This window comes from Desulfosarcina sp. (genome assembly GCF_033791525.1).
Classification (GTDB): Bacteria; Desulfobacterota; Desulfobacteria; order Desulfobacterales; family Desulfosarcinaceae; genus Desulfosarcina.
The window spans coordinates 18,902-43,309 of sequence record NZ_JASJGN010000389.1 but is presented as its reverse complement, the minus strand read 5'-3'; the positions used below and the strand labels follow the sequence as shown (position 1 = coordinate 43,309).

Genomic DNA, 24,408 nt, shown 5'->3' with positions numbered 1-24,408 from the left:
TCAGCTATCAGCTATCAGCTATCAGCTATCAGCTATTTTCGTCCGGTAGAGCCTCAGGCTGTTGGAAACCACCGTGATGCTGGAAAAGGCCATGGCCAGGGCGGCCAAAATGGGGTGCAGTTGCCGCAACATCATGGGCAGGGCGTCAAACGGGAAAAGGGCGCCGGCGGCTACCGGAATCAATACGGCATTGTAAAAAAAAGCCCAGAAGAGGTTCTGGCGGATTGTCCTCATGGTGGCCCGGCTCAGCGTGATGGCTCTGGGAACACCACTAAGCGATCCGGCGGCCAGGATCACGTCGGCCGTTTCGATGGCCACGTCGGTGCCCGTACCGATGGCGAAGCCCACGTCGGCCTGGGCCAGGGCCGGGGCATCGTTGATGCCGTCGCCCACCATGGCCACCTTCTTACCTGCCGTCTGCAGCGTTTTGACCCGCAGGGCTTTGTCTTCCGGCCGCACCTCGGCTTCCACATGATCCACGCCTGCCTGCCGGCCGATAGTCGCGGCGGCCTGGCGGTTGTCTCCGGTGAGCATCACCGTCTTCAGACCCATTCGTTTCAACCGGGCAATGGCCGACGGCGAGTCCGCCTTGATGCGATCCGATACGCAGATCAGACCCAGCAGGCGGTCCGCTTCAACGGCCACCATGACGGTTTTCCCCTGGGCCTGAAAAATCGATATTTGTTCGGCCATCGTTGCGGAAACCACCCCTGGCCACGCGTCAAACCAGTGCGGCTTGCCCACCTTGATAAGTCGGCCGTTCACCCGGGCTTCCACCCCGTCGCCGCCGTGGGCTTTAAAGGCCTCCGGCGCTGTCAGTGTCAGACCCGATGCTTCGGCTTTTTTGACGATTGCGCGGCCCAACGGGTGCTCAGAACCTTTCTCCACCGATGCGGCGAGCAGTATCAGTTCGTTTTCAGTCACCCCGTTGCCCGTATCGACAACCAGGTCGGTAACCACCGGCTTGCCTTCGGTGATGGTGCCGGTTTTGTCCAAAACTACCGTGGACAGGCGGGTGGCACCCTCCAACGCCCGGCTGTTTTTGAAAAGCATGCCCCGTTCGGCTCCCTTGCCGGTGCCGGCCATAATCGCGGTGGGTGTGGCCAGACCTAATGCACAGGGGCAGGCGATGACCAGTACGGCCACCATGCGGATCATGGCGGTCACGAAATCGCCGGCGACGACCCACCAGACCGTGAAAACCAGCAGGGCAATCACGATGATCGCCGGAACGAACACCGCGGCGACGCGATCGGCCAGGGCCTGGATGGGGGCTTTGCTGCCCTGGGCCTCCTGCACCAGGCGGATGATCTGGGCAAGGGCGGTTTCCCGGCCTACCCGGGTGGCTGTGAAGACGATGTTTCCCTGGCCGTTGATGGTGCCGGCGGACATCGTGTCGCCGGGTTGTTTGTCCACCGGAATGGGTTCTCCGGTGAGCATGGATTCGTCTACGGCCGAGGCGCCATCGATGACCTGACCGTCGACGGGAATGCGTTCGCCCGGTCTGATCAGAACCACATCACCCACGCGCACCCCTTCGATGGGGGTTTCATGCTCGATTCCTTCCCGGAGCACCGTGGCGGTTTTGGGGCGAAGTCCCATGAGCTTGCGGATAGCGTTGCCCGTCTTTCCCTTGGTTCGGGCTTCGAGCAGTTTGCCCATTTTGATCAGGGTGATGATGACTGCCGACGTCTCGAAATAAACATGCCCGCCCAACGTGGGTAGCAGCAACACGGCCAGGGAATAGGCGTAGGCCGTGGACGATCCCATGGCCACCAACACGTCCATGTTGGCGCTCTTGTTGCGCAGGCTTTTCAGGCCGCTGACATAATAGTCCCAGCCGGTGTAAAACTGCACCGGCGTCGCCAACACAAAAAACAGCCAGTTGACCCAGGCCTGGTGGCTCCATGGTCCGGTGAGCCCAAAATCCCTGGCCATGCTGGTCACGAAAAGAGGCAGGGCAAAGACGACGCCGACCATAAACTTGCGGGTCTGGTCGGCGATCTCCGACTGCCGCGCTTTGGCTTCCGCGTCTTCCGGTTCCCCTTCCTGCTGGATCAGGGCACCGAATCCGGCCTTTTCCACCGCTGACACCAGGTCGTCAGGGGCGACCATGGACGGCAGATAGTCAACCGCTGCCCGTTCGGCGGCAAAATTCACCGCAGCATTGATCACCCCCGGAACCTTCTTCACAAGCGCCCGCTCCACGTTCATGGCGCAGTTGGCGCAGGTCATGCCCATGACCGGAAAGTCAATCCGGGCGGTGGTGACGCTGAATCCGAGTTTTTCGACCTGCTGGATCAGATCCATCGGTGACGCGTGATGGGGATCAAAGGTCACCGAGGCCCGCTCGGCCGCAAAGTTGACGTTGGCCTCGCTGACTCCGGGCAGCTTTTTAAGCCCACGGGTAATATTCATGGCGCAGTTGGCACAGGTCATGCCGGTGATCGGCAGGATGAGGGTCTGGGAGGTCATCACTGGGCCGGATAATTGATTTCCGTCAGGGTGGCCCGGATGCGTTCAATTGAGGCCGGGGCGTCCCATTGGACGGTGACGGTTTTGGTTTCGGCGTCGGCCTTCACCGAGGACACCCCTTCCATCTCGGCCAATTCAGCCTCGATGGCCGACACGCAGTGACCACAGGAGATGTTTGGAATGGTCAGTGTCTCTTTCGACATAAAAGACTCCTTTGTTTTCAGTTTGGTTTTTAACGCACTTAAGTTAAGTGGCCGGAGGGGCGCTTGCAAGGTGTGCACAGGAAAAGACCACAGTTGCTGAATGAAGACTGGCGTCCAGAAACCATCGTTCAGATGACGGCGGACAGATGACGGCGGACAGATGTCAGATTTCGGACTACGGTCTTCCGTCCTCAGTTTTACCGGTGAGCCGTTCCAGGTTGTCCCGGGCAAAATCGATGGACGGGTCCAGTTCCAAAGCCAGCCGGTAGTAGCGCTCTGCATCGGCGTCTTTGCCCATGTCCCGATAGTTGGATGCGATGTTGGCATAGTCGATGGCCGAACTGGGATCCAACGCGATGACTTTTTCAAAGCTTTGGATTGCCGCTTCGTGGTCTTTGCGCATGAAGTGGCAAAAGCCTTTGAGATTGTGTATATCGGTGCGTTCCGGATCCAGAGCTTCACCTTGAGCCAGCACGGCAAGGGCCTTTTCATAATTGCCCAGTTCCTTGTAGCAGACCCCCATGTAAGAATAGATGCTGGGGATGTCCTGATTCGCCGGCGACAGTTCACGGGCCCGGGCAAAATGTGACAGGGCCATTTGCGGTTCGTTTCGCTCCAGGTGGCAGTTTCCCAGATAGAACTGGATGAAATACTTGCCGGGCAGCAGTCGCTCCATGTCCATCAGTCGTTTGATGGCCTCATCCACACCGTAATTTTCCATGGTGATCTTGGCGGCAAACATGGCCACGCTGGTGCCGGCGGCGCGTTCTCTGAAGTGGGTGCCGGGGACGATGGTGTAAAAGGCCGGGACAGCCAGTTGCGGATGCATGGTATCCACTACCAGCACCTCAAAATCGCGTTGCGCCATGGCATGGATGCAGGATTCCACCTCGTTGCGGATGTTCGGGTGTGAAATGTCGGGCAGACTGTCCAGGGGGATTGGACCGGGGGCGTTGATTACGTAACCGGCATCTTCCAGGCGGGTGAACTTGGGCAGGCCCGAGGCCACGTAATTGGATCCGGAGTTGAAGTCGCCTGCCAGTTGGGCCACTTCGGTCAGGGCACGGCTCAGGGCCTTTTCCGGACTGGGGGTGGTGCCGGCGGTCCAGACGATTTCACTCTTGCCCGGAAAAGTGACCGGATCGTAGGCCAGGACGCCCACGGAGGGAATGCCCATGTCCTGGGTAAAGTCGGTGATGAATACCATGATGCCCGCTTTGTCGTATTTGCCCAGCACTTCCCGGACCAAAAGGTCGGTTGCCGAAGCAGGGTCGATCAGCGGTGTGGAAATCTGCCTGCGGCTGATCACCGACGAGACGTGACGTTCGACAATTTCGCAGATGCCCTGGCACAGGGCCTCTTCCACACAATTGCCGGCCGACGGGCCGTTGAAGGCGTTGATTGCGTAAAACCAATCCAGCGGGATCAGCACCTCCTTCTCCCGGGTCAGGCTCCAGGCACCGGTCCATCTCAGGGGCAGGGAATCAAAAATCTGTTTGGATACGGCAAGGTCCCCGGATTCGTCGTGTACTGACTTGGCAATTTGATCGAAGGCAATGGCCTCGTCGGCAAACTGGCCGTAGGTGCCCAAGCGGGTGTGGTCGCGGTTGGCGTAGAAGCTGAAAAAACTGAACCGTTCGGCGAGTTCCATCACAGCGCTGGCCTCGGCCTGGGCCGTTGTCGCACCTTTTCCCATCTGTTTTTTGGTGCCGATGACGGCCTGGGCATCGTGGCCGCAGGTGCTGAAAAATACGGGGATGTCCAATCGACCATTGTCGATTCGCATGGTCCGGTCAAGGATCTTCAATTTCATGGCCTGCATCCGTTGCTTGACCATGGACACGGTTTGTTCCGGCTGTAAAATTTTATCCTGATCGTCGGTTGCCCGCTTGATGGCGTCTGTCATTTTAATGGGACCGGTTCGCTTCATTGAATCTCCTTGTCTGGGGACGATTGTTGTCACTAGTGTTTATTTCATTTAAAACGACACAGCTATGTACGATGTCGCTCTTTATTTCAATGTGCGCCCGAAACCGAATATAAACACGGCTTTTGCATCGTGCCAATTAGTAGTGGATGATTGTGGATCGGATCAAGTCCGAAGATCGGTGGAACCCGCCAAAAAGGAACGCTGAGTGATACACCGGCGCAGCTGCGCTGCATCAAGGCATTCCATAGCATTTGCATTCAGAACGGAACAGCACGGTACCATTTCAAAATGGGCACGCCATCGTCAAGCCCGATCCAAGCAATCCAATGCTGCAGGCGGCGTAAACCCTGTTGCCGATCCGATAACCCTCGTTCGAAGCGCTTGCTTTCATTCAAACTTAAAGGTGACGGATTCGTAAAAAGTCCGATATCTGCGTTACGCTTCATCCTTCGTCACTGCGGCGTACCGTAAGTACGCCTCATTCCTCAGGATGGAACATGAATGTTCGCCGAATGGATGGCGATCGATTTATTGTTCGCTCGCTCAAGCTCGCTATCGCGGCCCGCAAGCCTTGATCTCGGGCTTTTTACGAATCCGTCGGAAATGCGACTTGTTACCAGTTCATCAATTTTTAGGCTACAGAAAGCCTGTTCACGAAGCCCGCAAAGTCAGCGTTTTTGCAGTTTCCATTAGGCGGTCGAGTTGAAAGGGTTTGGACAGCACCCGATCGAACATGTGGTTGGCCAGTTTCCACGGTGTGCCGGACATCCCGATGACCGGCGTGCGGTTGCGCGGTGAATGACGGATGTGATCGACGACCCGATTGCCGTCCGTTTCCGGCATACAGACGTCGGTAATGACCAGATCGTAAATGCCCGCGTCGAACTTATCGATCCCCTTCCTGCCGTTTTCCGCGGTCTCGACCGAATAGTCCAGTCGATGAAGGGCCTGCTCAACGAGCTGGAGGATCATCTCTTCGTCGTCAATCAATAAAACCTTGCACATATGCGACACCTGGATTGGAGGGATTTTCATTGGTTGAGAGTGGACCGGATTTACCTCAACCGGTGGGGTTTGTCAACACCATATGGTATCTTCTACATGTTAGACCACAATATATTGTATATTTTCGATCTTTAATCATAGCCGCTTAAAAATGAAACATGAGCCCCACCATCCGGTATTCAAGGCAAGAACGCAAAAAAGCCCGACAGGTTAGTGCCGGGCTTTTGGGATGTTGACGGGAGGCCTCGATTGCCGAAATTAATTTTAGACTTTGTATTTACCGAAATCCTCGGGGGAGAGTTTTTCAAGATATTTGGCCCACTTTTTCCCCTCCTCGCTGTCGTCCAAAACCTCTCCGGTCACCTTGCCGCTTTGCGATTTTTCCATTACCCGCTCATCTACGAAAATGGGCGCATGAAAACGCAGGGCCAAGGCGATGGCGTCGCTGGGCCGGGCATCCATGGTAAATGACCGATCTTCCGAAGCAAAATGGATCTCTGCGAAGAACGTATTTTCTTTCAGGTCGCAAATGTCGATCCGATTGATGTGGACATTGAGCACCTGAGTCAGGTTCTTAAACAAATCATGGGTCATGGGCCGGTCAAATTGAATGTCCTGAAGGGCCGACGCGATGGAGGTCGCCTCAAGCAACCCGATCCAAATGGGAAGGGTTTTATCCCCCTCTTCGGTTTTCAAAAGGATAATGGGCGTATTTGACGCAGGATCCATGGCCAGACCCGCGATGTTTACCTTATGCAGCAATGGTCGTCTCTCCTTTTCCTGGTGCGGCGTTCTTGGGTCCGCGAATCAGCCGCCCCCACAACGAGTGCGCGTGGGCTCCCTCTATCATTATATCCGCAAAGGTCCCTGTCAACAGTTCTTTCTTGGTCAACAGGTCGTCGGGAACGGCAAAATGGATGATGTGGTTGGATGATGCGCGGCCGGACCATCGGACGGGCTGGGATGCACTGTCGGTGTCATCGGATTTGAGACCCCGGCTGGGACCTTCCACCAGAATTTGCAGGGTCTGGCCGACGATGGCCTGGTGCTTTTCCCGCGTGATGGTTTCCTGAAGATTCAGCAGTGCCTGAAGTCGCTCCTTTTTAACCGATTCGGCAATCTTGCCGGAAAAGGCGGCGGCCGGGGCGTTGGGCCGATCCGAGTACATGAATGCGAAGAGCCCGTCGTACCGGACGCTTTCAATCAGGCCCAACGTGGCCTGAAATTGACGATCGGTTTCACCGGGAAACCCCACGATAAAATCAGAGGTAATGGCGATATCGGGGCATGCCGTCCTGAGCCCGGCGATCTTTTCAAGGTAGGCGTTACGGGTATACTTGCGGTTCATGCGCTTTAATATCCCATCATCACCGGATTGCACCGGCAGATGGATGTGGTGGCACAGTTTTTCAAGACGGCCAAACGTGCGAATCAGATCATCGGAAAGGTCTTTGGGATGGGAGGTGGTGAACCGTATCCGGCTCAACCCATCGACACCATCCACCCGCGCCAGTAATTCGGCAAAGCTGCAAAGCCCCTCTTTGCTCCCGTAGCTGTTGACATTCTGGCCAAGAAGGGTCACCTCTCGGACACCTTGTTCCACTCGCATCCGAATCTCTTCTATGATGCGGTCCGGATCGCGGCTGGCCTCACGTCCGCGGACATGGGGCACCACACAATACGTGCAGTAGTTGTCGCACCCGCGCACAATGGTGACAAATGCCGACACCTGGCCGTCGGATACCGGGCCGGCCACCGGGCCATCCACATCGATGGTGTCCGACAGCCGTACGTCCACGATGCGGCACCGGGAGGATTCGATACGACGGACCATCTCGGGCAGGCGGAAAATCGCATGCGTCCCGAAAACCAGGTCCACATGGGGCATGCGTTTTAAAATGGTTTCGCCTTCCTGCTGGGCCACGCAACCGCCTACGGCCACAATCAGGGACGGGTTGGCGATTTTGATTTTGGCCAGTCGCCCAAGATAACTGAAGGCCTTCTGCTCCGCTTTTTCACGGATGGTGCACGTGTTGACAATGACCATGTCCGCCGATTCGATCGCATCGGTTCCGATATATCCCAAAGGCGCCAGCACACCGGCAATCTGATTGGCGTCGTATACGTTCATCTGGCAACCGATGGTGCTGATATGGAGCAATTTTGGCTTCATCAAAAGAATCGATCCCTTCTATTCAACGGCCACCTTTCCGTTATCACCGGCCGGCCATCTGAAATTATCATCCGCAAGGCCGTCCGAAACTGCATCGTCAACCGGAACCACCGCCACCTCGCCGGCAAAACCGGCCATGATGCCGTCCACCATCGTTTCACAGCCCGGCGCGATGATGATCTGCACCAGGCCCTGCTGGGGGTTTAGGGTGGACATGACGGCCACGTTGTCATAGGCCTCAAGGATGAATTTGACAAAGCCGATCTGACACCGGTCTACCCGGTAAACGCGTCTGGTTGTTTCCACTGTTGCCTATCACCTGACCTTTGCCGTTGACAACCCGAAACCGGCAGAAATGCCCTGAGCGACGTCACGGAGTTTCTTTCTTGTTCGCAACCGGTTAATAAGATATGCCCCATCTATGGAAAAACAATGGCAGACCATCAACCCGGACCGGGAAATGGTTCGCAGCCTGTCCCGTCAGGTTCAATGCAGCCCGCTTGTCGCAAGGCTTCTGGCCATTCGGGGCATCCAATCCAAGGTCCAGGCCACCCGATTTCTTCATCCCTCGTTAAGCGATCTTACCCCGCCAATGGAACTGGCTGGTATGGGCGACGCGGTCCTGCGTATTCACCGTGCCCTGGAGAATGACGAAAAAATTCTCGTATTCGGTGATTACGATGCCGACGGCATCACCGCCACAGCGGCGCTCATCGCCTTTCTCAGACACTGTGGTGCACGGGCCAGCTATTACATCCCCCACCGGATTGCCGACGGCTACGGACTGGGCACCGATTTCATCAACAGTCGGGCGATTCCGGCCGGCGTCGACCTGATCATTACCGTGGACTGCGGCTCAGGCAGCAGCGACGCCGTATCTGTCGCCCGGCAAGCCGGCATCCATACCATCGTCACCGACCATCATCCGGTTGCCAGAATTCCCGATGATGCCGTCGCCGTGATCAACCCCACCCGGCCTGAATGCCATGCGAATCTTGCTCATCTGGCCGGCGTGGGAGTGGCCTTTTACCTGATCATTGCCCTGCGAGCCCACCTGAGAAAAACGGGGTTCTGGAAAAACCGCCGTGAACCCAATCTGAAACACCTGTGCGATTTAGTGGCGGTGGGCACAATCGCCGATGTCGCTCCGCTGATCGGCGAGAACCGCGCACTGGCAACCGCCGGCCTTCGACAAATAAACCAGTGTGCTCGTCCCGGCATTGCTGCATTGATGCGCATGAGCGGGTCGCCGGACACCCCGACGGATGCGGAAGCCATCGCATTCAGACTGGCGCCCCGTCTCAACGCGGCCGGCCGCCTGGTGCACGCCCGCATGGCCTGCGAGTTGCTGCTCACCGATGACCGTCAAAAAGCCGACCGCCTGGCCAAGGCCCTCTGCAGACTAAACAATCGGCGCCGATCCATGGAACAACACCTGCTGGAAACGATCCTGGACAGCCTGCCCCGCCCACCTGGGCAGATGGCCCAGCCGGTGTTGGTCATGGATGGCAATCGCTGGCACGAGGGGATTCTGGGCATTGTCGCCTCCCGCCTGGTCCGCCAGTTCAATCGGCCCGCAGTCGTGATCAGCACCCGTAACGGCATGGGCAAGGGATCGGCCCGCAGCATCGACGGCATTGACCTGTCGGCCGTTTTGAAGCGATGTGTGGATCTTCTGGATCGATTCGGTGGACATCCCCTGGCGGCGGGACTGTCGCTCCCCACTGCCAATATCGCCGCATTCAGAAGCCGTTTGGAAACGGTTGTGGGTCAAATGGCGGCCAATCTTGACCCTGAACCGACACTGTCAATTGATGCCCACGTTCCACTGGACACGATCACCCCGGACCTGATGAACAGTCTGGACCGCCTCGAGCCATTCGGCCAGGGTAATCCCTACCCGCTTTTCATGGACACCGGGGTGCGGGTACACGCAAGTAAAACCGTCGGTGATCGCCACTGCCAGATGGTTCTGGAAAGCGAATCCGGGAAGGGTGGAAAACACCCGGCCATACAGTTCAACGTTGCGGGTGTGCCGCCGGGGGTGGACCGATTTACGAAAATTGCATATAGGCCCCAATGGAATTACTGGAACGGCAGAAAGCGCCTTCAACTCATCATCGAAGATGTCGACCCGGGATCCTGATGGTTGGTGGGTAAAGGTCTGTACCCGCGAACCCTTCGCACCGATCTTTTAATCGACACTTTACTTTTTTTTGCTTGCAATGGCCTGGACATCTTTCCTATATAGAGACAGTCAAATGGCATGTGCCAATCCATTAACCACAGGTGACCTTCCATGGCAAAAGTTTTCAGACCCAGCAATCGCGAATCCAGTATTCTTTCTAGAATCGAATCTTCTAAAGAGCATGCCAGACGCGCAGCAATCAACATCGTAAGGGATGATCCGACCCGGTTCGCCAATCCTATCGCCATGAAACTGGTGGAAGAGCACCTGGTGGAGACCACCAACAAAAACGCTCTGGAAGAACAGATTCTCAATTGTCTGGAAACACTGTGTCATGCCGATGAGTTTGATGTGGACTACCAGATCGCGCCCTTCAGGAATCTGGTCCAGCAGCCCAACGTGATCAGCCTTTTTTTGACCGCCTTCGTCATCGAAAAGCTGATTAACCACAAATCGGTGGTGGACATCTTCGGATCGGACGCAGACATCTACCTATGCGTCCACAAGCAGGTTGCCAAGCTTCTTCCCTGAGCGAAACCATGGGCCCGAGTTTCCTCCCCCGACTGGTCAACAGTCCTTTTGACGATCCTGCCCTGTTCGTCCCCTTTCGTTACCAAAACCGCGCCATGCTCTTTGATCTGGGAGATATTGCATCCCTATCTTCTCGTGATATTCTCAAGATTACCCACATTTTTATCACCCACACACACATGGATCATTTTGTGGGGTTCGATCGACTGCTGCGAATTTTCCTCGGCCGGGACAAGGACCTTTTCCTGTGGGGTCCGCAGGGCTTTCTGGCAAACCTGGAGGGGAAACTGGCCGGTTATTGCTGGAATCTGGTGGAAAAGTACCAGAACCGATTCATCCTTCAAGCCATCGAACTGCATCCGAACCGGGCCATCGTCAAAAGCTACCCATGCCATAACGGGTTTACGGCCAATGCCAGCATCCGGGAAATACCCTTTGACGGCACCGTCCTCGGTGAACCGGGCTTAACGGTGAGTGCGGTGCATCTCGACCACGGCATCCCCGTTTTAGGCTTTGCCCTGCACGAACGATTTCACATCAACATCATGAAAGGGCAGCTGGAAAGCCTGGAATTGAAACCCGGCCCATGGCTGAACCGCTTCAAGGCCATGCTCTACAGCGGCGCTGACCCGCAAACGCCGGTGGAGATTCCATCACCTGACCATCCGGGCTCCGAATTGCGGTTTCCCCTGGTAGAACTGCAATCAGCCATTGCACGCATCACACCGGGCCAGAGTCTGGCATACGTGGCCGACGCCGCCGGAACCGGCGAGAATTTAAAAAAAATCCGTGATCTTTCAGCTGATGTGGATCATCTGTTCATCGAAGCGGCTTTTTCTCATGCTGACCGGGACATCGCCGAACGAAAACGTCATCTCACCGCCCGTCAGGCAGGCGAAATCGCCCGTTCCTGCCGGGTGAGGCAGTACCACCTGTTCCACCACTCTCCCCGCTACGCGGACTGTCCCGAAATGTTGGAAGCGGAAGCGGAAAAAGCCTTTAAGGGGCATACGACGCCTACGGATGAAAACTGAGTGCGTGGGGAGCGTTAAAATCCGTGGAAGTGGTTTTATGGGGTGGATGGGTTCTGCTGGTTTAAAAAAAGGGCAGGATTCGTTCAACCCCCTTCACTTTTCACCGATCAGCATTAATTGACCCAACGCCAACCGGCACCGGTGGGGGCATGGTTTCCTGAATCCGGTAGAAGGAGTCCCGCCTTGCCGGTGTAAAACCGGCCCGGCGGATGATGGTGACGACAGCCCCAACGGAAGCCTGGCGGTCGTGACCGGCCTCTTTGTGGACATGTTCTTCCACCAGCACCCCGCCAAAATCATCAGCCCCTGCCAGAAGCCCCAGCTGCCCGGCGGAAATGTTTTCCGAAAACCAGGATGACTGAATATGGGGAAAATTATCCAGCACCAGCCGGGCCACGGCGATGATTCGCACGTATTTGGCCGGGTGGGCGGGATATTTCACCTGTTGAGACAGCGGTGTCCGGCCCGGTTTGAATGACCAGGGGATAAAACTGGTAAATCCCGAGGTGCGATCCTGCAGGTGACGCAGCCGGAAAAAATGGTCGATGATGTCATCATCGGTTTCCACATGGCCGAACATCATTGTGGCGGTGGTCTTGAACCCGATGCAGTGGGCCTTTTCGCAGACGTCGAGCCACTGGTCGGTGGTGGCCTTGCGGGAGGCGATAATCTTGCGAACCGATTCAGTGAGAATTTCGGCACCCCCGCCGGGGATGGTTCGAATACCGGCATCCCACAAGGTCTGCAGCACATCGGTAACGGAACAATTCTCCCGGCCGGCCATGAAAATGATCTCGGCCGGGCTGAATGGATGGATGTGCACATGCGGACAGGCGCTGTTGATGGTCGCAATGTAGGCCTGCCAGTCTCTGAGCCTGACTTTTGGATTGTGCCCGCCCTGGAGCAGCACCGTGGTCGCGCCTTTAGCGGCAGCGGTTGCCACTTTCTCCGCCAGCTCCTGTGGGCTGAGCAGATATGCGTCTGCATCGTGGTTTTTTCGGCAGAAGGCGCAAAAGGCACATCCGGTCACACAAACATTGGTGTAATTGGGATTGGTATCCACCACAAAGGTAACCGTGCCGTCCGGAAAACGCCGGACGCGCTCCTGGTGCGCCAGATTCATCAGCTGTCCCATCGGTAAATCGGAGAGCAGTTCAAGTGCCTGGGCGCGACTATAACGGTGTTTTTTCTCGGGTTTTGGATTTGGCAATTGTGATTTACTTGTCATTTGTTTTTTGGCTTTGATGATTTATTGACTGACTCAACCGTCAGTTTGAAAAAGCGGGCTGCGGCCCAGTTCCTCAAACTGCCTGAAAAATAATTGTTGACCGCAGATATCCCGCTCGTCCAGGCTCCGCCGGATGACTTGAAAATACCGCCGGATAATGGCGGGTGGAAGGTTGAGGGCTCCGGCTGCCCCCGGTACGGCCTGTTCAACCAGGGAGGGCTCTCGGACCCTAAATTCGTCCAGCCAGTCTGAAATGGTCGATTTGATCGCTTGGGAAGCGTCTTTTCTCACCACCCACCGGGCAAAGACAAAGGGAAGCCGATGGATCTCGAACCATTTGCGGGAAAGGTCGGTGATGAATAATGGCTGTGCACCACCAGCTGTCTGACCTTTTACCAGGGCACGGTCACCGATCAGCAATTCCCCATCCGGAACCCGGCCAACGGCCGCAATATGCGGAAGCCGACTGAACCCGTGGAAGTTCCCCAAAAGCAGGTACAGCAGCCGGACGCTTGAAGCAGACTCGCCGGTCACCCGGATGGTTCTCGGTGAGTGTATCTCCTCAAAGGGGAGGCGTGAGAAAAAAAGCACGCTCATGCATTCACCGTCGGCGGCAATGCCGAAGCGCCCCACCGTTTCCACCACCCCGTCAAGCGCCTTTAGTCCGCCGACCGGCACGGCAGCGGCAACGACCTCCCCGGACAAGAGGGCCCCAATGCTTGCCCTGGGTATCACCGGCACGAACCGGCATCCCCGGGGAGCACCTAGTTGCCGGTAAGGCGCCATGTTGGTGTAGGGGATCATGGCCACCGATGCGGTCATTTAACCCCGCCTCTGGGTGAGAACACACCGTCTCGCTCCACGGGCGCGAATCCAGCTGTATGGATGCTCTCCTTCATCCTGGCCCGAGCCATCCCCACCGGTGTGGTTGCGCCGGCAAGATGGGCGATTTTCTCCACGCTGATGGTGCCGTCCATATCGTCAGCCCCCCAGCTCAACCCGGCCGACCCGGTTTCCAAACCGGTCATGGGCCAGTATGATTTCAAATGGGGGATATTGTCCACCACCAGCCGCGAGATGGCCAGCACCGACAGCGTTTCCAACGGCGTGGGGCCGTGCTCGATAAAATTGCCGGCTCCGGGCTGGAATGGCAACGGGATAAAGCAGGAAAATCCACCCGATCGATCCTGGGCACGCCTTAAAATCAGGAGATGGTCGATGCGCTCATTCCAGGTGTCGCCGAACCCGAAAAGCATGGTGGCGTTGGTGGATATCCCTTTGCTGTGGGCCAGCTGGTGGATACGCACCCAGCCGTCGGGACTGGTCTTGTTTTTCCAGTGCTCCCGGTAAAGCCGGTCGGAGAAGATCTCCGCGCCGCCGCCGGGCATGGCGTCCATGCCGGCGGCCTTTAGCTGATCCAATACCGTCGATTCGGGCAGGCCGGTGGTTTTGGCAAAGTAATCGATTTCCACGGCCGTGAAGGATTTGATGTGCAGGCCCGGATAACGGTTGCGCAGGGATCGGACCAGTTCCAGGTTCCGCGCAAAAGGCCAGATCTGGTTCAACCCGCCGACAATGTGCACTTCCGTTGGCCTCAGCCGTTCCACCTGGTCGAGGATCTCGGGTTCTTCAAGCACGTAAGCATGGGGGGCATTTTTGGACGCCGCGTAATTACAGAATGTACAACCGCTACCGCAGATATTGGTGGGATTGATCTGCAGGTTGAACACATAGGTGGCCTGCCGGCCAAATCGCTGCTGGCGATTGGCCAGTGCTGCCTCTCCCAGCCGGTGAAGGCGATCCGGGGTGATGGTTTCGGCCAGGCCGTAAGCCTCTTCCCGTGAAAGCCGCTCAGCGAGCGCGCCCTTTTTCAGGGCTCGCTCAAAAATATCATTGCCCATGGTCGATGGTACCTGATTTAATGTTCAGCATTCGGGTAAACCAAGGGACTTCCACATGTGGTCCACCCTTTTTTCCACGTCCGGGTTAAATTCAACGGGTTTGGGATACCCTGTTTTCCAACGGGCGTCAATGGCAATGGGGAAATCGAAAATCAAGCGGTTGCCGGTAACCGTCCGACCGGCCGGATAAAGATCGGCCAGTGGATCGAAACGGGTGAACCAGCCCCAGAGCATCAGGGTCGGGTCGCTTAACGGAACATCCTCGGAGACGATAATGTGAAACAGGTAGTCCCTGGCCGCCACATGGCGGATCAGCGCCCGGCGGACCGGTTCCGTGTCCCGGCAGGCGTCTTTGACCTTGACCATTAAAAATGCCGGTCCCAACGCCGCTGTCTCCTGCACATCCGGATGCAGGTCAACCGGTTTGGGGAGATGACGGGGTTCGTCGCCGCGAACGGGCTGGCCACTGTCAGTGGCCATGAGGATCAACCGGCTGCCGGTGTTCATGGCCGGCCCGGTGAAATCCAGGGTGTCCTGGGCCGTGGGGGCGAGCAGGAAAATGCCGGTTTTTGCATCCAGGTGCCTCCACAGGGCCCGGCTCACCGCCACCATGTCACGCACGTTTACCCGATGGTCGACCGTAATCATCACCTTGGTCAGGGATACCTGCCCCTCTCCGAGCATGCCCAGGGTGTGCTTCAAGGCTTCTTTGGGATAGCGCTCGGCCACCGACATGACTGCCAGGGAGTGAAACCCGGTTTCCGGGTAGGCCCACAGGTCGACCACCGCCGGCCGGATCATCTTCAACAGCGGCAGGGTCATCTCCTGCAGGGCTTCGCCCATGTAGAAATCTTCCTGCACCGGCTTGCCCACGACCGTGGCCGGATAAATCGCGTCTTTTCTCGCCAGCACGCGATGAACCCTGAACACCGGGTAATCGGCGGCATGGGAGTAATGGCCGAAGTGGTCTCCGAAGGGCCCTTCCCATTGCATGTCACCGGGGGTCACCGACCCCTCCAACACAAATTCGGCACGGGCAGGGACACGGTGGCCGGTCGTTTTGCGGGCGATCACGTCCAGCGGCCGGTTCATCATGTATGCGGCCAGCAGCCGCTCGTCGATGCCTTCGGGCAGCGGAGCCACCGCCGCGGCAATCAGGGCCGGCGGTCCGCCGAGCACCACGCTCACCGGCAGGGGCCGGTTCATGGCGGCAGCCTTGTGATAGTGAAACCCCCCGCCTTTTTCGATCTGCCAGTGCATGCCTGTGCTGCTGCCGTCAAAACGCTGCAGCCGGTAAATGCCCAGGTTGCCCGTGCCATTTTCCGGGTCTGTGGTGTGAACCAGCGGCAGGGTGAAAAAGGGGCCACCGTCATCGGGCCAGCAGACCAGTACCGGCAACCGATTCAGATCGGGGGAATGGGAAACGGTTTCAAGAATCGGCCCGTTGCCCACCTTGCGCAGCCGTGCCCTGGAAAGGGCCAGCAAATCCCGACGGGCCTTGAGGATGCCCTTGACGCTGGGCGGCATCAGAATTCTGGAAAGCCGCAACACCCGCTGGCCAAGCTCGGCCGGATCACCGCCGAAGACCAGGCGGGTTCGCCGGCGGGTGCCGAACAAGTTGGTGACGACGCGATAGGGGGAACCCGCGACGTTTTCAAAAAGCAGGGCAGGCCCACCGCAGGCCATCACCCGGTGCTGGATGATGGTCATTTCCTGATTGGGGTCCACACGAACAGGAATACGGGCCAAATCACCGGCTTGTTCCAGATGGGCAAGAAAGGCGCGCAGATCGACGAAACTCAACGGATGTCCTCCCATGTAAGGGAAGGCTGCTGACCCAGCAGGGCAAGCACCCGATCCACGTAGGCATCCAGCAGGTCGTCCATGGACACCGTTTTCGGATCCCTACCGGCAAACATGAAAAATGGCGGGCTCATGGGCGTGATCACCGCACCGGCCGCAGATGCCCGCCGGGCGTTGCCCAGATCGATCAGGGTCAACGGCGCTTCCCGCAGGCAGAGAATCAGCGGGCGCTGCTCCTTGAGTTGGCAGTGCGCCGCACGGGTAATCAGGCTGTCACCCAACCCGGCGGCAATCTGAGCCAGGGTGTGCGCCGAGCAGGGCAGTACAACCATCCCCACGGCGGCAACCGACCCCGACGCCAGGGGCGCGAAGAGATCGTCGGGCGTGAATACCCTTTTTGCATGGGCTTCGATGGCTTCGATGCCGCCGCATTCGGTGCCGGCGACGTTCCTACCCCACCGGCTGGCCACCAAGTCAACCGGCCAGGGAGATTTTTCAACGAGCAGCCGGGCGGCATGAATGCCCGACGCACCGGTGATACCGACGATCAGATGGGGGGTGTCCGCTTTAGCCATAATTATCGCTCCGTTCACCGTCCCGACTCATGCAACCATGGGTGCCAGGGCACCGGCAATGCCGGCAAAGGTGGAGATGGGGAAAAACCGTTTCGGTACGGGAATAGTGGGGACGTACATCAACCCAAAAAACACGGCCGCCGTGGCCAGGAGCATCCAGGCCATCACGCCGCCGCCCACGGTCTGGACTACAGCCACCAGGATGCCCCATGCCATCAAGTGAACCCCGGCCGCCACCCGGATGGCACCGTCGGCACCCAGACTGGCCGGCAGACTGTGAATGTGGTTCTGCCGGTCGCTCTCCACGTCCATGAGCGCATAGATGATGTCCGCCCCGCTCAGCCAGCAGAAAACGAATCCGGAAAAAAGAATCACCGCGCCTGAAAATTGCGGGTGACCGGCAGCCGCCACATAGGCGCCCAAAGGTGCCAGGGCCAGGCAAAAGCCGATGCCGAAGTGGCAAAAGGGGGTGAAGCGCTTAAGCAGCGAATAACCCAACAGCGGGATCAGAGGAATGGGAGACAGGATCAGGCACCAGCCGCCCAGAATCCAACAGGCCATCAGGTAGACCAGCAGTCCTGTGAAAGCGATGGCCAAGGCCAGGGTTAAGGTCATTTTCCCGGCAGGCAGCTCCCGACCGGCGGTGCGCGGATTCATCTGGTCAATCCGTCGATCGAGCACCCGGTTCATGGCCATGCCGAAAATACGGGCACCCACAGCGGCGACGACGATCAGCAGCATCACCCCCATCGATGGGAAACGGTTGCCCGCCCCCAACCATGCACCGGTGAAAATCAGCGGCAGGCTGAAAACGGTGTGTTCGATCCGGGTGAAGTTCAAGATGTTTTGCAGCGTCGATTCAGGCTTCATGGCTTTTTGTCTGTTGGGTTTATGGATAGTTCACGCGCCAGCGCATCGGCGATGCGCCCCGAAACCCAATCTATGTGGCTGGTCACATCCTGCCGCCCGTTTTCATCGGCGGCGTCGCTGATGCCCTTGATCATGGCACACGGGATGCCGTAAAGCCTGGCCACCCGTGCTACGGCAGCGCCCTCCATGTCCGCCAGTTCACCGAAACCGACCAACTGGCCGCGCCGGTTCACATCAAAAACTGGTCGATCCTGGGTCACCAACCGCGCCGCTTTGAGTTCGCCGAACCATCGGGCATCGCATGTTACGGTTTGCTCTGCATGGCCGAACCGGTCGCAGTCACTTTCGACGGCAGTGTCAATTCGAAAAAGGTCACCGACTGACCAGCCGTTGTCCGTGGTCAACCGGCCGCAAAGACCGGCGTTGATCAGCCTCGAGACCCGGTGGACCAGCACCAGGTGGGTGGCCGCAATCGTGGCCGCGACTTTGCCCATGCCACTGATGACCGTGATGAAATCCCGATGGCTGCCGCCGGTCTTCTGGAACATCGAAAACGGTTGGGCGGCCAGGGGATCGGGAGATAGTCGCGACAGGAAGGGCTCCGCTTCGCGCCGGGTGGCATAAACGATGCCCACCATCAGATGGCACCGGCGTTTCGGGCCATCGCTTCCAACTTTTCAATCGCCCGACGTCCCAGGCCTGTCTGCGCCAGGCTGAAACCGTTCACGAAGGTACGAATGTGTGCCTGAAGCACCGTATCATCCATCTCCTGAGCATGCTGCCGGATGTAAGGCATTGTCTCATCCGGATCGGCCATGGCCCGCCGGATGCTGGTGTTGACCGCCGCATCGATCTGCTGGATCAGCGGTTTTCCCAGGCTTCGCCTGGCGGCAATCCCACCTAAAGGGATGGGCAGACCGGTCATCTCTTCCCACCATGCCCCCAAATCCACCACCGGCGTGAATCCGGCGGCTTCGAAGGTGAAGCGGCTTTCGTGGATGATCACGCCGCAGTCGGCCTGTCCTGAGGCCAATGCGTCGAAGATCCGATCGTAAGGCGTAAAAAACCGCTGGTGGGCATCCGGGGCCCATAATCGCAGCAACAGGTGGGCGGTCGTCCACCGGCCGGGCAGCGCCACACGGCAGCGATGAATCTCCGCTTGCGTTAACGGCGTTCTGGCAATAAGCACCGGACCGCAACCGAAGCCCATCGCCGCACCGCTGTCAAGCAGCTGGTATCGATCTTTCGTCTTGAGCCAGGCGTAAAAAGAGAGCTTGGTGACATCCAGCACCGCATCCATGGCCATGCCGTTGAGGGTCTCTATATCGTGAAGCACCGGCTGCATCTTATATCCGTCAACGCCGACGGCACCATGGGCAATGGCGTTGAACATGTAAGTGTCGTTGGGACAGGGGGAATAGCCGAATGTCAGTTCCTTGGCCATGAGACCATCCTAACGGTTGAAAAACGCATCGATTTTCTCGACCACGTAGGCCTGCTGGGATTCGGTGAGCTCCGGGTAGATGGGCAGGGCCAGGGTCTGATTGGCGGCCTGTTCGGAAACGGGGTAATCACCGGCTTGACAGCCCAGGCCCGCAAAGCATTCCTGCAGATGCATGGGAACCGGGTAGTACACCTCGGTTCCGATCCCCTGCTCCCCGAGATCGGCCCGCAGGTCGTCCCGGCCGGTGTCGACCCGGATGACAAACTGATTGTAGATGTGGCGGTTCTCTTTTTCCACCGGCGGGTGGACGCGGTCCGTCAGCCCGGCCGATGCGAACATCTTCCGGTAGCGAGCCGCATTGTTTTGGCGCGCAGTGGTCCAACCGTCCAGGTAGTCCAGTTTGACGGCCACGATGGCCGCCTGCAAGGCGTCGAGACGAAAATTGCCACCCACCACCTTGTGAATGTATTTGGGTTTGGCGCCGTGAACCCGCAGGATTTTCAGCCGCTCGTTGACCTGCGGATCGCCGGCCGTCACGATGCCACCGTCACCGAAGGCCCCTAAATTCTTGGACGGGAAGAAGGAGAAACACCCGTAGTCGCCCATGCTGCCTGCCCGTCTGCCCTTGTATTCAGCACCGATGGCCTGGGCGGCATCTTCGATGACCACCCACCCGTGGATCGCAGCCACATCCAGAATGGGATCCATATCGGCGCACTGCCCGTAAAGATGAACCGGGACAATGGCCTTGACCGATTTCAAATCATCTTCAGACATGGCCGCCACGGCGGCGTTGAGTTTGTCCGCAGAAAGATTGTAGGTGTCCGGGTCGATGTCGACGAAAACCGGCGTGGCCCCCACCCTGGCGATGGCACCGGTCGTGGCGAAAAAGGTGTACGGCGTGGAGATCACCCGGTCTCCCGGCCCGATCCCTGCCGCCATCAGAGACAATACCAGCGCGTCCGTTCCCGATGAGACCCCCACCGCATGGCCGGTTTGGCAGTAGCCGGCGATTTTTTTCTCCAGCGCCTCCACCTGGGGGCCCAGAATAAAATACTGGCTTTCGAAAACCTGTTGGGTAACTTCCAGGACTCGATCCTTAATGGTCCGGTATTGGGCTTTAAGATCCAGCAGTGGGACATGCATATTAATCGTCCTTTTAATTTACCTCGGAAAACATAACCAGGATAAAGCGGAAACAAAAAATTACAAAAAACAAATCTCAAATAAATTCCAAATTACAATATCAAAATCTCAAACAGGGGCAAAAACCAACTATTGATTGTCATTTTGAATCCTCCAATATTGATGATTGGAATGCCCTTTCACCAAGATCGCATTGTTTGGAATTTTGAATTTGGTTATTGTGATTTATTTGTCATTTGGTTTTTGGCTATTGTTATTTACTGTCTATTTCAGGATTAAGATATCGAGATAGTCATCCAAGATCAGTTCCTGGAAAATTGTCGGCCATTGTTCCGGCGCCCATTGAGGCCACTGTGTTTCATGGCGCTGGCGGCGTCGCTGCAGCGGGTCTGCACGGCGGCATAGCCGAAAATGCCGTTGACCTCGCGGGTCATGGCCTCGCAGCATTGGATGCGCACATCATCGGCCATGGAAACGACTGCCTCTGCCTGATCCTTGAGGCAAATGTGTACGAACCCTTTACAAGAGCCCGGGTATCGCCGCAGCGTCCGATGGACCTGTGTCAGGGTTTCCCGGTCCGTGATCTCGGGATCCACCATCAGCCGCACCTCCACGGTCCAGGTTGCTTCAGCCCGGTCCATGGGAATGATGGCATCAGCAAGAATCTTTACCCCATTCTCCTCCACCTGGGCCTGACCCTGCACCAGGACAGGGGTATCCGATGAGAGCAGATCGGCACAGCCTGCATATATGGAAGGAAAGATCACCACTTCCACGGTCCCGTTCAAGTCCTCCACCGTGGCAAATCCCATCAGCTCTTCCTTGCGGGTGCGGATCACCTTGGAACTGCTGATGGTGCCGCCGATGCGCACAGCGCTCTTGTCGGCCACTTCCCGGATGCTGAGGGCATCCACGTTGGTGAATTTTTCCAGTGTATTCTTGTACCGGTCCAACGGGTGGCCGGTGACATAAAAGCCAAGGGTCTCTTTTTCCTGCTGGAGTTTATCCCGATCATCCCATTCGTCGATGGCAGGAATGGCCGGCTGGTTGATGGCCAGGTCTTCTCCGGTAACGGTGTCGAAAAGGCTCATCTGGGCGCTGTTCTTTTCCCGCTGAATGCGCTGACCGTAATCCAGCGCCTCTTCCAGCACCGCCATGAGGCGGGAACGGTATACTCCGGTGAAATCCAGTGCCCCGCATCGGATCAGGCTCTCCAGCACCCGCTTGTTCACTTTGGTCAAATCCACCCGCTGGAGGAAATCGAAGAGCGATAAAAATTGACCATTGTCTTCACGCTCCTTGATAATCAGGTCAACCGCAGCCTCACCCACATTTTTAACCGCTGCCAGGCCAAAGCGGATGCGGCCGCCGACAGCGGTGAACACCGTACTGCTCTCGTTGACATCCGGCGGCAGCACTTCAATGCTGTGGCTGCGGCACTCGTTGATAAACTTGACCACACCGTCGATGGTGTCGATTTCGCTGGTGAGCAGGGCCGCCATAAACTCGACGGGAAAGTGGGCTTTGAGATAAGCCGTCTGGTAGGCAATCAGCGCATAGGCAGCGCTGTGGGATTTATTGAAGCCGTAGCCACCGAATTTTTCGATCAGGTCGAACAGATCGGTGGCAATGGTCTTGTCCACTCCGTTTTTTACCGCACCGTTGACGAACTTCTCCCGGTGTTTGGCCATCAAGGCTTCAATCTTCTTGCCGATGGCCTTGCGCAGACTGTCCGCATCGGCCATGGAATAACCGGCCAGCTCGCCGGCCACCTGCATGACCTGCTCCTGATAGACCATCACCCCGTAGGTTTCCTGAAGGATCGGTTCCAGGCAGGCCACCGGGTAGACAACCTTCTTGCGGCCGTGTTTACGGTCCACAAAATCGTCGACCATACCACTGTCCAACGGGCCGGGACGATACAGCGCGACCAGGGCGGTGAGGTCGTCAAAGGATTCTGGATGCAGGCGGACCAGCAGGTTCTTCATGCCGCTGGATTCCAGCTGAAACACGCCGGTGGTGTCCCCGGCCTGGAGCAGGGCAAATGTTTTTTCGTCATCATAGGGCAGGTCGGACAGGTCCGGTGCGGTCTTCCCCTGGGCGGTGATGCTTTTCAACGCGTGGTCGATGACGGTCAGGTTGCGTAGACCCAGGAAATCGAATTTCACCAGCCCGATATCCTCGACCTTTTTCATATCGAACTGGGTGACCACCTCCCCTTTTTTCCCCTTGTACAGGGGCAGGTAATCCACCAGTGGCTTGTCGCCGATAACCACTCCGGCCGCATGGGTGGAAGCGTGGCGGGAAAGCCCTTCCAGGGCCCTGCTGATTTCAATCAATTCAGCGATGCGCGGATCCGATGCCACCATCTGGGCCAGCTTGGGTTCTTCCTTCAGGGCCTTGTCGATGGTCATCTTCAAACTGTCTGGAATCAGCTTGGCAATGGTATCCACCTCCGCCAGTGGGAGTCCCAGGGCCCGTCCCACATCCCGGATCACCAGTTTGGCTTTCATCTTGCCGAAGGTGATGATCTGGGCCACATAATCACCGCCGCCGTAACGTTCGACCACATAGTTATACACCCGTTCCCGTCCGTGGATGCAAAAATCCACGTCGATGTCAGGCATGCTGATACGTGACGGGTTCAAAAAACGCTCAAAGATCAGACCGTGCTCGATAGGGTCCAGGTCGGTGATGTTCAGGGCGAAGGAGACCAGGCTGCCGGCGGCAGAGCCACGGCCGGGTCCCACCGGGATGCCGTTTTCCTTGGCGAAGCGGATAAAGTCGGCGACAATGAGAAAATAACCGGGAAAGCCCATCTCTTTGATGGTCTTGAGTTCGTATTCCAGGCGTTGGCGATAGACCGTTTCGTCCAGGTCCGCCTTTTTCTTGCGCACCACCGCCATGCGGCGCTCATATCCCTCGCGCACCTGTTCGTCGAACAGCTCATCGGCCGATTTTTTTGATTCGGGATCGAACTGAGGGAAGTGATAGGTCTTGAAGTCGAACTCGATGTAGCAGCGGTCGGCAATGGCGACGGTATTGTCTAAGGCTCCGGGATAATCGGCGAAATAACCTTTCATCTCCTCGGGGGATTTGAAATAGAGCTGATTGGAATCGAAAACGAACCGGTCGGTATCGGCCATGGTCTTCTGGGTCTGGACGCACAGGAGAATCTCATGGGCCTTGGCGTCCTGCTGATTCAGGTAGTGGCAATCATTGGTGGCCACCAGCGGAATACCGAGCTTGCCGCTGAGCTCAACCAGGCCCTGGTTGACCTTTTCCTGGGCCGGAATCCCGTTGTTCTGCAATTCCAGAAAATAATTCCCTTCTCCAAAGATCTGCTGGTAGTTCCGGGCCGCTTCCTCGGCCTTGTCCATCTGGTTGGCCAGAATATATTGGGGGACGTCCCCTTTGAGACAGGCGGACAGCGCGATGAGGCCTTCGGCGTGGGCGGCGAGCAATGCCTTGTCGATCCGTGGCTTGTAGTAGTAGCCTTCCATCTGACCGACGGTGGCCAACTTGCACAGGTTGCGGTACCCCTGCTGGTTTTCGGCCAGCAGCACCATGTGACGGGTGCCATCCCGATCGAGGGGGGTTTTGTCGGCAAGCGTTCGCGGGGCCACGTAGCATTCGCAACCGATAATGGGTTTGATGCCGGCAGAGGTAGCCTGCTGGTAGAAATCCAGCGCGCCGAACATGGTGCCGTGGTCGGTGATTGCTACCGCCGGCATACCAAAGGCTTTCACTTTTTTGAACAGGTCCTCCAGTCGGATGGCCCCGTCCAGCAGGCTGTACTGGGTATGGACGTGCAGATGGACAAAATTAGTAGATGTCTGGGTCATGATTTATGATTGAAACGCTCAGTTGGGGTAATGTCCATCCAGAAATAGTAAGATTGT

The 24,408-nt window shown here is 57.4% G+C and carries 20 protein-coding genes; 3 read left to right on the top strand and 17 right to left on the bottom strand.

Annotation, left to right across the window (positions count from 1 at the left end):
- Positions 1-21 precede the first annotated feature (21 nt).
- The 7 genes from QNK41_RS19215 to QNK41_RS19185 all read right to left on the bottom strand — a co-directional run bounded on the left by QNK41_RS19215 (position 22) and on the right by QNK41_RS19185 (position 8,092).
- Positions 22-2,475 (bottom strand): heavy metal translocating P-type ATPase, encoded by a 2,454-nt coding sequence (locus QNK41_RS19215; protein WP_319260266.1) that lies wholly within the window; start codon positions 2,473-2,475, stop codon positions 22-24.
- A complete protein-coding gene (locus QNK41_RS19210; RefSeq protein WP_319260263.1) occupies positions 2,475-2,678 on the bottom strand; it encodes a heavy-metal-associated domain-containing protein in 204 nt (67 codons plus the stop codon). The genes QNK41_RS19215 and QNK41_RS19210 overlap by 1 nt, the downstream gene beginning before the upstream one ends.
- Positions 2,679-2,853: 175 nt before the next feature.
- On the bottom strand, positions 2,854-4,608 hold the full coding sequence (locus QNK41_RS19205; protein ID WP_319260260.1) for a YcaO-like family protein: 1,755 nt from the start codon (positions 4,606-4,608) through the stop codon (positions 2,854-2,856).
- Between the two features lie 651 nt (positions 4,609-5,259).
- The gene (locus QNK41_RS19200; RefSeq protein ID WP_319260257.1) at positions 5,260-5,613 is read right to left on the bottom strand and encodes a response regulator; all 354 of its coding nucleotides are present in this window, start codon (positions 5,611-5,613) and stop codon (positions 5,260-5,262) included.
- Between the two features lie 264 nt (positions 5,614-5,877).
- Positions 5,878-6,375, bottom strand: coding sequence for a bifunctional nuclease family protein (locus tag QNK41_RS19195; RefSeq protein WP_319260255.1), 498 nt, complete (start codon positions 6,373-6,375; stop codon positions 5,878-5,880).
- Positions 6,365-7,786 (bottom strand): tRNA (N6-isopentenyl adenosine(37)-C2)-methylthiotransferase MiaB, encoded by a 1,422-nt coding sequence (gene miaB, locus QNK41_RS19190; protein WP_319260253.1) that lies wholly within the window; start codon positions 7,784-7,786, stop codon positions 6,365-6,367. The genes QNK41_RS19195 and miaB overlap by 11 nt, the downstream gene beginning before the upstream one ends.
- An 18-nt stretch (positions 7,787-7,804) precedes the next feature.
- A complete protein-coding gene (locus QNK41_RS19185; RefSeq protein WP_319260250.1) occupies positions 7,805-8,092 on the bottom strand; it encodes a DUF4911 domain-containing protein in 288 nt (95 codons plus the stop codon).
- 115 nt (positions 8,093-8,207) lie between these two features.
- On the opposite strand from QNK41_RS19185, the gene recJ reads away from it, so the two are divergent.
- The 3 genes from recJ (at position 8,208) to QNK41_RS19170 (ending at position 11,539) form a co-directional block, all read left to right on the top strand.
- A complete protein-coding gene (recJ, locus tag QNK41_RS19180) occupies positions 8,208-9,932 on the top strand; it encodes a single-stranded-DNA-specific exonuclease RecJ (RefSeq protein ID WP_319260248.1) in 1,725 nt (574 codons plus the stop codon).
- Between the two features lie 153 nt (positions 9,933-10,085).
- Entirely contained in the window at positions 10,086-10,505 is a 420-nt protein-coding gene (locus QNK41_RS19175; RefSeq protein WP_319260245.1) for a hypothetical protein, read from the top strand.
- Between the two features lie 8 nt (positions 10,506-10,513).
- On the top strand, positions 10,514-11,539 hold the full coding sequence (locus tag QNK41_RS19170) for a ribonuclease Z (protein ID WP_319260242.1): 1,026 nt from the start codon (positions 10,514-10,516) through the stop codon (positions 11,537-11,539).
- A gap of 100 nt (positions 11,540-11,639) precedes the next feature.
- On the opposite strand, the gene mqnC is transcribed toward QNK41_RS19170, so the two are convergent.
- The 10 genes from mqnC to dnaE all read right to left on the bottom strand — a co-directional run bounded on the left by mqnC (position 11,640) and on the right by dnaE (position 24,351).
- A complete protein-coding gene (gene mqnC / locus QNK41_RS19165) occupies positions 11,640-12,749 on the bottom strand; it encodes a cyclic dehypoxanthinyl futalosine synthase (protein WP_319260239.1) in 1,110 nt (369 codons plus the stop codon).
- A gap of 51 nt (positions 12,750-12,800) precedes the next feature.
- Positions 12,801-13,589 (bottom strand): MqnA/MqnD/SBP family protein, encoded by a 789-nt coding sequence (locus QNK41_RS19160; RefSeq protein WP_319260236.1) that lies wholly within the window; start codon positions 13,587-13,589, stop codon positions 12,801-12,803.
- A complete protein-coding gene (locus QNK41_RS19155) occupies positions 13,586-14,668 on the bottom strand; it encodes a CofH family radical SAM protein (protein WP_319260233.1) in 1,083 nt (360 codons plus the stop codon). Before QNK41_RS19155 ends, QNK41_RS19160 begins: the two co-directional genes overlap by 4 nt.
- Before the next feature lie 24 nt (positions 14,669-14,692).
- Positions 14,693-16,471: a UbiD family decarboxylase gene (locus QNK41_RS19150; protein ID WP_319260231.1), complete on the bottom strand. Its 1,779-nt coding sequence runs from the start codon at positions 16,469-16,471 to the stop codon at positions 14,693-14,695.
- On the bottom strand, positions 16,468-17,046 hold the full coding sequence (locus QNK41_RS19145) for a UbiX family flavin prenyltransferase (RefSeq protein WP_319260228.1): 579 nt from the start codon (positions 17,044-17,046) through the stop codon (positions 16,468-16,470). The genes QNK41_RS19150 and QNK41_RS19145 overlap by 4 nt, the downstream gene beginning before the upstream one ends.
- A gap of 27 nt (positions 17,047-17,073) precedes the next feature.
- Positions 17,074-17,916 (bottom strand): UbiA-like polyprenyltransferase, encoded by an 843-nt coding sequence (locus QNK41_RS19140; protein WP_319260226.1) that lies wholly within the window; start codon positions 17,914-17,916, stop codon positions 17,074-17,076.
- Entirely contained in the window at positions 17,913-18,554 is a 642-nt protein-coding gene (locus QNK41_RS19135) for a hypothetical protein (RefSeq protein WP_319260223.1), read from the bottom strand. Before QNK41_RS19135 ends, QNK41_RS19140 begins: the two co-directional genes overlap by 4 nt.
- Positions 18,554-19,360 (bottom strand): 1,4-dihydroxy-6-naphthoate synthase, encoded by an 807-nt coding sequence (locus QNK41_RS19130; protein ID WP_319260222.1) that lies wholly within the window; start codon positions 19,358-19,360, stop codon positions 18,554-18,556. Before QNK41_RS19130 ends, QNK41_RS19135 begins: the two co-directional genes overlap by 1 nt.
- Before the next feature lie 9 nt (positions 19,361-19,369).
- A complete protein-coding gene (locus tag QNK41_RS19125) occupies positions 19,370-20,506 on the bottom strand; it encodes a DegT/DnrJ/EryC1/StrS family aminotransferase (protein ID WP_319260220.1) in 1,137 nt (378 codons plus the stop codon).
- 302 nt (positions 20,507-20,808) lie between these two features.
- Entirely contained in the window at positions 20,809-24,351 is a 3,543-nt protein-coding gene (dnaE, locus tag QNK41_RS19120) for a DNA polymerase III subunit alpha (RefSeq protein ID WP_319260218.1), read from the bottom strand.
- Positions 24,352-24,408: the final 57 nt, after the last annotated feature.

What these genes read in the sequence shown, in the direction of transcription:
- recJ (WP_319260248.1), top strand. Translation starts at nt 8,208, where the DNA reads ATGGAAAAACAATGGCAGACCATCAACCCGGACCGGGAAATGGTTCGC.
- dnaE (WP_319260218.1), bottom strand. Translation starts at nt 24,351, where the DNA reads ATGACCCAGACATCTACTAATTTTGTCCATCTGCACGTCCATACCCAG.
- QNK41_RS19130 (WP_319260222.1), bottom strand. Translation starts at nt 19,360, where the DNA reads ATGGCCAAGGAACTGACATTCGGCTATTCCCCCTGTCCCAACGACACT.
- QNK41_RS19145 (WP_319260228.1), bottom strand. Translation starts at nt 17,046, where the DNA reads ATGGCTAAAGCGGACACCCCCCATCTGATCGTCGGTATCACCGGTGCG.
- QNK41_RS19210 (WP_319260263.1), bottom strand. Translation starts at nt 2,678, where the DNA reads ATGTCGAAAGAGACACTGACCATTCCAAACATCTCCTGTGGTCACTGC.
- QNK41_RS19215 (WP_319260266.1), bottom strand. Translation starts at nt 2,475, where the DNA reads ATGACCTCCCAGACCCTCATCCTGCCGATCACCGGCATGACCTGTGCC.
- QNK41_RS19155 (WP_319260233.1), bottom strand. Translation starts at nt 14,668, where the DNA reads ATGGGCAATGATATTTTTGAGCGAGCCCTGAAAAAGGGCGCGCTCGCT.
- QNK41_RS19135 (WP_319260223.1), bottom strand. Translation starts at nt 18,554, where the DNA reads ATGGTGGGCATCGTTTATGCCACCCGGCGCGAAGCGGAGCCCTTCCTG.
- QNK41_RS19200 (WP_319260257.1), bottom strand. Translation starts at nt 5,613, where the DNA reads ATGTGCAAGGTTTTATTGATTGACGACGAAGAGATGATCCTCCAGCTC.
- miaB (WP_319260253.1), bottom strand. Translation starts at nt 7,786, where the DNA reads ATGAAGCCAAAATTGCTCCATATCAGCACCATCGGTTGCCAGATGAAC.
- QNK41_RS19125 (WP_319260220.1), bottom strand. Translation starts at nt 20,506, where the DNA reads ATGCATGTCCCACTGCTGGATCTTAAAGCCCAATACCGGACCATTAAG.
- QNK41_RS19175 (WP_319260245.1), top strand. Translation starts at nt 10,086, where the DNA reads ATGGCAAAAGTTTTCAGACCCAGCAATCGCGAATCCAGTATTCTTTCT.
- QNK41_RS19205 (WP_319260260.1), bottom strand. Translation starts at nt 4,608, where the DNA reads ATGAAGCGAACCGGTCCCATTAAAATGACAGACGCCATCAAGCGGGCA.
- QNK41_RS19160 (WP_319260236.1), bottom strand. Translation starts at nt 13,589, where the DNA reads ATGACCGCATCGGTGGCCATGATCCCCTACACCAACATGGCGCCTTAC.
- QNK41_RS19140 (WP_319260226.1), bottom strand. Translation starts at nt 17,916, where the DNA reads ATGAAGCCTGAATCGACGCTGCAAAACATCTTGAACTTCACCCGGATC.
- QNK41_RS19170 (WP_319260242.1), top strand. Translation starts at nt 10,514, where the DNA reads ATGGGCCCGAGTTTCCTCCCCCGACTGGTCAACAGTCCTTTTGACGAT.